The 6,307-nt window shown below is 29.9% G+C and carries 5 protein-coding genes, 1 tRNA gene and 2 rRNA genes; all 8 read right to left on the reverse strand.

Translation table 11 applies throughout. The features are described from left to right. Positions 1-2 precede the first annotated feature (2 nt). Complete coding sequence (locus ACMOUI_RS10980; protein ID WP_418965738.1) at positions 3-1,124, reverse strand: EpsG family protein; 1,122 nt, start codon at positions 1,122-1,124, stop codon at positions 3-5. Then, entirely contained in the window at positions 1,121-2,179 is a 1,059-nt protein-coding gene (locus tag ACMOUI_RS10985; RefSeq protein ID WP_418965739.1) for a glycosyltransferase, read from the reverse strand. The genes ACMOUI_RS10980 and ACMOUI_RS10985 overlap by 4 nt, the downstream gene beginning before the upstream one ends. Further along, positions 2,180-2,977, reverse strand: coding sequence for a glycosyltransferase family 2 protein (locus ACMOUI_RS10990; RefSeq protein ID WP_418965740.1), 798 nt, complete (start codon positions 2,975-2,977; stop codon positions 2,180-2,182). A gap of 6 nt (positions 2,978-2,983) precedes the next feature. Next, the gene (locus ACMOUI_RS10995) at positions 2,984-4,219 is read right to left on the reverse strand and encodes a sugar transferase (protein ID WP_418965741.1); all 1,236 of its coding nucleotides are present in this window, start codon (positions 4,217-4,219) and stop codon (positions 2,984-2,986) included. Beyond that, complete coding sequence (locus tag ACMOUI_RS11000; RefSeq protein WP_418965742.1) at positions 4,219-5,832, reverse strand: hypothetical protein; 1,614 nt, start codon at positions 5,830-5,832, stop codon at positions 4,219-4,221. The genes ACMOUI_RS10995 and ACMOUI_RS11000 overlap by 1 nt, the downstream gene beginning before the upstream one ends. A 123-nt stretch (positions 5,833-5,955) precedes the next feature. Continuing rightward, positions 5,956-6,031 (reverse strand) — tRNA-Asn (locus tag ACMOUI_RS11005). A gap of 10 nt (positions 6,032-6,041) precedes the next feature. Then, positions 6,042-6,158, reverse strand: a 5S ribosomal RNA gene (gene rrf, locus ACMOUI_RS11010). A 47-nt stretch (positions 6,159-6,205) separates the two neighbouring features. Further along, positions 6,206-6,307: ribosomal RNA gene (locus ACMOUI_RS11015) — 23S ribosomal RNA — on the reverse strand; the annotation flags it as partial.

Below are 6,307 nucleotides of genomic sequence, written 5' to 3' on the forward strand. Positions count from 1 at the left end.
ATCTAATACTGAATTAATAACTCTTTTCCATGACTCTCTTTTAAATACTTTTTACTTTCAATTAACTCTTTCTCTCTTTTTTCATAGTCTAATCTATTAAATAAAACATTTTCATACCTATAATTTATTTTATTTCCTGGAAATGTCATACTTCTGTATATTCTAATAAAACACAAAATAAATATTACTCCTAAGAGACATTTTTTATACTCCACTCTTTCAATAGATCTTGCCAGAACTAACCAAGCTCCATATATAAATAGAACCCCTATTCTCAAAGAAACTACAGATAGTTCTGAGGTGAATAAAAATATAAATATCCATATATAAGAACTATTTTTTATAACATTATTTTTTTCATATCTATATGTTAAAAAAAACACTATAGCCCTTTCCAAGTAGAATATATTTGGTCCTCTCACTAAATTTAGTGGTATAACCTCTCTGTAATTAATAACTTTCTCTTTTAATATAAGTGGTAATACATCTAAATTTAAATTGAAAATAAAGTGAAAGATCTTTAAATCAAAAATATAGTATATGCTTCCAAGTGTAAATAGACTGAGCATGATTTTATCCCTATATCTATGTTTTAAAATAAAATACATAGGTATATATACTATTGCACTGGTATGAAATAAAACTCCCAATAAATTTAATATTAAAAAAGGAACTATTTTTCTCTCTTCGATATATTTTAAAGAGAATAAAAATAGGACTATCGCTTTTATATTCCTCAATAGTTCCACTTCAATATGTAATCCTTGAAGGCTAAAAAAAATAGCAAAAGCCATTATTGGATACTTACAATATCTTTTAAATATACAGTATAGGGCTATAAAATCAATAGTCGTTGTAATCATTTGATAAAAAATATAATTTTTAAAAATACCTTTAATTAAGGATGTATAAAGCATATATCCCTTTTCATAAACATATGTTGACTCCATAAAGGAGGGGTAGTAAAAATACCAGTCCCATCCTAGGAAACCTCTTGTTCCCAAAAATAGCACTAAAAAGATAACAGTGACCTTCAAGAGTCGTTCTTTATAGAGTTCATTTTTTCCAAAGACATCATAAACACCTAATACCATTAAAATTAGAGCTATTGATATAAAAATCATCTTAACTCCTCTTTATAGAGATCCATATATTTTTTAGCCGTAGATTCTATTGAATAAGTCAGACTATTTCTTATTCCAGCCTTACTTTTTTCAAAATATAGCTTTTTATCTTCCAACATAACTATTTTTTCCACAAGGTCATTTACATTTCCAAGTTCAAAAAGAAGTCCACTATCTCCCACTACATTTGCTAACCCTTCAACATCACTCGCTATAACTGGTGTTCCTGAAGCCATAGCCTCTAAAGCACTCAATCCAAAGCCTTCAAAATTAGATGACTGAATAGCTATATCACTTCTTTTTAAAAGTGAAGGAACAGAGTTAGAATATCCTAAAAATTGGACTCTATCGCTTAAATTTAGCATTAAAACCTCTCTTTTTGCAGCTTCTTGTGTTTCTCCATCCCCAATAAATGTTAGAGTATAGTCTTTAGACAGTTTTTCCATGGCACGAATCACAGTTAAATGATCCTTTGATGGATGAAATCTTGAAACCATTATTAAGCTACTTCCTTTTCTCTCTTTAGCCCTTCCCATAAAGGCTCTTAAAGAAACTCCATTGGATATGACTTCCACTTTTTTTACACTTAATCCAGTCCATCTCATAAGCTCTCTAGCTGTTGCCTCAGAGATTGCAATAACTTTGTTATATGAGTTATATATAAACTTATCTAAGAGCTTATACACTCTTTTTTCTCTTCTTCTATTGTGTGTACTATGTTCAGTTGTTATATATATAACTTTTCTTTTTAAGTATCTTGCTACACTTGTCCAAATTTGAGCATGAATTAGGTGAGCATGTACTATTTGAAAGTTATTGTTCCCTATTATTTTAAATATCTCTAAAGGATTTTTTAAGCTAAATTTATCATTTACCTCAGTTGTATGAATTTTTATTCCTCTTTTTTTGTACTCTTCTAAAAATTTTTCCCCTTTTGTATCTAAAACCAGTAGCTCAACCTCTGCTCCCTGCTTCTTTTGTGCAGGTATTAAGTCCAGCAATAATTTTTCAGCTCCACCTAACTCTAATGACGTTATTATGTGAAGTATTTTCATCTAACCTTTCCTTTCCTTTTTCCAATCATAGTATAGTGATTGGAAAAATCTAATTAAAAACTTTATCTTATTTTTAATCGGTATTTTTTTCTTTAACATATATCCATAGTATAGTTTTAATCCTTTTGGATTATTTTTTATAATCTCACTAAATCTACGAGTGTATCCGTCCTCTAAATATTGATAAAAATATATACCCCTGTCTATATATCTAAATATATAATTCTCTCCAATTTGATTCCATATATAGCCCTCAGGAATAAATTTTTCATCTTCAATCTCTGGAAATGGATACTCTCTCATTATTGAAGTTCTTACTATTTCAGCTTTATCTCCTAAGATTTTTTTATTATAAAATATATCGATGGGATTACTATCTAGCTGTGCTCCACCAAAAGTTTCATTTTCTCTCACAATTTTACCATTGTCAAAAACTTCCACCTTTCTAAATACAACTCCTGCGTAGTCATCTGGTAGAGTTACTGTCTCCTCCTCTATGATTTCCATAGCTTTTTCATTCAGGTAATCATCGCTATCAACTATGAAGAAAAGCTCTTTACTAGCTAAAGAAACCCCTATGTTTATAGCTCTCATCTTCCCCCCATTTTTTACTTTTTTATAAAGTATGGGTATCTCATCATCATCTATAAACTCCTGAATTAATTTTTCTGTTCCATCTGTTGATCCGTCATCTACAACTATCCATTCAAAGTTTTTTACTGTTTGATTCTTTAGACTTTTATACAATCTTCTCAGTGTATTCTCTCTATTATAGGTGGGTGTAAATACAGTTATCATCTATCTCTACCTTCCTTTTCCAAAAACAACTGTTTTTAAAGTTTTAAATAAAATCACTATATCTAAATATAAACTATAGCACTTTATATAGTATAGATCATATTCCAATTTATTTTTAGCATCCTCCACTGTGGCTCCATAGGGATACATAACTTGGGCCCAACCTGTCAGCCCCGGTTTTACCATATGTCTAAGTCCATAGTAGGGAATCTGTTTTTCAAGCTCTTTTATAAATACCATTCTCTCTGGTCTTGGCCCTATAAAGCTCATATCTCCTCTTATTACATTGAATAATTGCGGTAATTCATCTATTCTTGTTTTTCTCATAAAGTTTCCAAATTTTGTAACTCTTGGGTCATTTTTTTGAGCCCATTTTGCACCATCTTTTTCGGCATCCTGCCTCATACTTCTAAATTTATAGACCATAAACTCCTTCTCATTTTCTCCAACTCTCTCTTGTGAGTAGATAATGGGTCCCGGACTTTCCAACTTAACTATTATCGCCGCAACTATCATAATAGGAAATGTTAAAGTCCCAATCACTATGGACATTCCTATATCAAAAACTCTCTTAACTTTATTTTGAAATCTACTTCTTAAAATCTCAAAACCATATGCATTTAACAGCCATTCCTCATTTATATATGAGACCTCCACTTTTCTCTCAATCTCCAACATATAGTCTAAATACCCCATAACATAGGTATTTCTTAACTTAATTTTTAAGATTCTTTCAATCTCTTTCTCCTCTAGTTTCATTTTACCCAATAGAAGTAACTTTATATTATTGATTTTTACAAACTCCTCTAATCTATCTATATCCTCATTAAAATCTATATATTTATATCCATCCAATTTTTCCAAACTTTTCTCTAAGTTTATTTTTAAATCTCCACTTCCATAGATAGTAACAGGTTTAATTCTATAGACAAACATATTTATAACCGTTCTTAAAAATATTGATATTGCACTAAATAATAAAAAAAATACTATTAACCAAAAATCCCAACTCATAATAAACCAAATAGAAAAAAATACGATATTTATTCCTAGCACCATTAAATAGTTTTTTATAGAGTATCTGGGCACATCAAAATTCATTAAATCAAAAAGATATAGACCCAGCATTATAAATGAAAATACTCCTACACCCATTAAACTAGTCTCAAATGATAATCCAAATAAATTTACTAATATTGAAAATACTGCTCCTAAAACACCTATATAAAATAACCTTAACATTAATTTTCACTATCTCCTTCATAAAGGATAACCCTTTCTCCATCCTCTATTATATTTTCATCAGCTCCATTTTTATCATAGAATATTATAGCTTTAAATATCTCATCTTTAGAATCCAAACCATACTCTGAGAATAGAGCCGTAGGGTACGCTCCATCTCTATATGAGACCACTGTTAATATGTTGTTATTTCTAACTAAATACTTTGTTTTTTTGTTTTTACTTGTCTCATCCTCATCATCTCTTCCTATTCTCCCAAGTACCTTTCCCAAGATATCTAGTTGGAATTTATCCTCATCATTCTTTACTTCCCAAACACCAGCATCCTCTTTTGCTATCTTAACTTTTCTCATCTCTTTTCCAGTTTTTAAAATATACCTTATATTTCCCATACTGTCAAAAGTAAATGGTAATCCCTCATCTTTTAGGTTATATGAGGCCATATTAAATCCAGGTTGAATACTTCCTGGAACTCTTTTTTCCACATAGATAGCTGGAAGCTTATCATCAACTGGAATAGTTTTTAATTTTAACTTCTTTATCTTTGTAACTCTTTTATCCACTGGATTTAATTGCTCTATAATCACGGTATTTTCAGCTTTTGGATACAGTCCAACTATCGGTAGTATATCTCCAGAGCTATACTTTTTCTCATATGAAAAATTAGGCATTCCTCCCATACCTAAAATAGTCACTCTCAATAGATCACTTTCACCACTTGGCTCATATTTCATACCATAAGCCAGTGGCGTTCTACCATATGGATTATATCTCAAGAAAGGTTCATCAAAAGTATAGTTTTTTTCATCATACTCTTTTTTTAGCTCCTTTTCATATTTCTCATCTTGAACATATAGATCTCCATACAGGGCAGCTTTTCTAATATCAAATCCCTTTAGCATCTCCTCTATCTCAATGGCTAAACTAGGATTTACATTTCCAATTTCATAAAGAGTTTTACTTATCTCCACAACCTCTTCTAAATCATATTTTTTTAGATTTTTCTTCTCTACAAATTCCACAGTTATAGGGGATTTTGATAGTATCTCACTTATTTGCATAAGATTTTCTTCAGATAGTTGTTCAAATGTATCTTTACTATTTTTTATTGGTAATAGTTTTATTATTCTTTCTCTTATCTTTATAACTTCTGGTCTATTTTCAACTATTTTAATAGTGTTTTCAAAGTTATTCTTTATTAAATCCTCCTTAAAATATTTTCCCAAATCAGGTGATAATAAAGAAAGTTCCTTTAATCCCTTTATAACTTTAGCATTTTCTAAAGCTTTAGCATAATCAGTATTATCTATATATGATTCTATATTTGGATTATTTATAAAATCCACTAAATTTCCATTATTTAAAATAGAAACAGCTATCTCCATCTTATCTGTTGATAAACCATCTAAAATTCTTTTTAAGTTTTTATCTTTTAGTTTTGTATCAAAAATTCTTTCATTTTTTTTCTTTTCACTATTTTCATAGATTTTAGAGATACTTTTATTATTTTTTAAAATATTTTCAATTTTTTTCTTATTAAACAATAATCCAAATCCTGTGGCAACAACTATTGCAGAGATCAGTAGGACCACTATTTTCTCTCTTTTTATCATCTATTTTCACCCCATTTATAACTTTTTAAATTCTCTAATATTATACACTATATTGAAATAATTGTATAAAAAAAAGAGCTAAAAAAGCTCTTTAAAATCAATTATTTTTACAAAAAATAAAAATGGCGCTTCTTGCTGGGCTCGAACCAGCGACAACACGATTAACAGTCGTGCGCTCTACCAACTGAGCTAAAGAAGCACTTTTTTAAGATTGGCAACTTCCTATCCTCCCAGGGGGCTGCCCCCCAAGTACTTTCAGCGTTTATGGGCTTAACTTCCAGGTTCGAAATGTTACTGGGTGTACCTCCATAGCTATCGTTGCCAATCAATATTCAATTTACTTGGATCATTTGAAACTATATAGTAGTATATTAAGGTTAAAACTTCGATATATTAGTATTGGTCAGCTAAAAGCCTCGCAGCTCTTACACCCCCAACCTATCAACCTCCTAGTCTCGAAGGTATCTTAAAGAGT

It is taken from the genome of Cetobacterium sp., assembly GCF_048470075.1.
GTDB lineage: Bacteria > Fusobacteriota > Fusobacteriia > Fusobacteriales > Fusobacteriaceae > Cetobacterium_A.

Excerpts from the sequence above, each read along its gene's own strand:
- ACMOUI_RS11000 (WP_418965742.1), bottom strand. The coding sequence starts at position 5,832 with ATGATAAAAAGAGAGAAAATAGTGGTCCTACTGATCTCTGCAATAGTT.
- ACMOUI_RS10990 (WP_418965740.1), bottom strand. The coding sequence starts at position 2,977 with ATGATAACTGTATTTACACCCACCTATAATAGAGAGAATACACTGAGA.
- ACMOUI_RS10985 (WP_418965739.1), bottom strand. The coding sequence starts at position 2,179 with ATGAAAATACTTCACATAATAACGTCATTAGAGTTAGGTGGAGCTGAA.
- ACMOUI_RS10995 (WP_418965741.1), bottom strand. The coding sequence starts at position 4,219 with ATGTTAAGGTTATTTTATATAGGTGTTTTAGGAGCAGTATTTTCAATA.
- ACMOUI_RS10980 (WP_418965738.1), bottom strand. The coding sequence starts at position 1,124 with ATGATTTTTATATCAATAGCTCTAATTTTAATGGTATTAGGTGTTTAT.